The sequence below is a fragment of the Vibrio sp. Y176 genome, assembly GCF_033438945.1.
Genome location: NZ_JAWOQS010000181.1, coordinates 1 through 937, shown reverse-complemented (window position 1 = coordinate 937; position 937 = coordinate 1). Strand labels below are relative to the sequence as shown.

General features: G+C 48.6%; 2 protein-coding genes. Both read left to right on the top strand.

Annotation, left to right across the window (positions count from 1 at the left end; translation table 11 throughout):
* Nucleotides 1-426 (top strand): pseudouridine synthase (locus R7O13_RS24960; RefSeq protein WP_318304956.1); only part of this gene is annotated, 426 nt, incomplete at its 5' end.
* A 1-nt stretch (nucleotide 427) separates the two neighbouring features.
* The coding region (locus R7O13_RS24955) for a polyphenol oxidase family protein (protein WP_318304955.1) at nucleotides 428-937 on the top strand (510 nt) is incomplete at its 3' end.

Here is a 937-nt window from a genome sequence, read left to right as displayed (position 1 = left end):
GTGGATCAACCAATTGGTCGCCACTCGACTAAACGCACACTCATGGCTGTAGCTCCTTTGGGTAAGCCTGCGGTAACGCACTACCGTGTAGCAGAGCACTTCCGTGAGCATACGCGTATCCGTCTGCGTTTGGAAACGGGTCGTCCTCACCAAATCCGTGTTCATATGTCTTACCTACAGCATCCTCTGTTAGGTGATACTGCTTACGGTGGTCGTGCACGCATTCCTACTGGTGCATCGCAAGAACTGACGGACATGATTCGTGGTTTCGATCGTCAGGCGCTACACGCCGTAATGCTTCGTTTTGAACACCCTATCACTGGTGAAGAACTGGAATTCCATGCTCCAGTGCCAGACGATATGGTGGCTATGACTGAAGCGTTGCGTAAAGACACTGAAGAATACGGTCTACCGGACGAGTTTTAAGATGAAGGCAATCATTCCTAACTGGTCTGCACCTAAAAATGTCAAAGCCTTTGCTTCTACGCGAGTTGGTGGCTTTTCGACAGGCTCTTATCAAGGGTTAAATCTTGGTGCACACGTTGGGGATGATGCTTCTATCGTAGCGAAGAATCGTCATTGGTTGGCGCAACAAGCGAATATGCCAAGTGCGCCAATTTGGTTAAACCAAACTCATTCTACTGTCGTTGCCCATGCGAATGCTCCTACGTCAATAGTGCTTGATGCTGATGGCATCTTCACATCGGCGAGTAATGTTGTGTGTTCTGCCATGACCGCTGATTGTTTGCCTATACTGCTGACGAATACTCAAGGTACTCAAGTAGCAGCTGTTCATGCTGGTTGGCGTGGTTTGGCAAATGGTATCGTTGAAAATGCTCTTGCATTATTTTCGGGTGATGTGATGGCATGGTTAGGGCCTGTTATTGGTCCACAGGCGTTTGAAGTGGGCGAAGATGTTCTACAAGCGTTTGTCGAT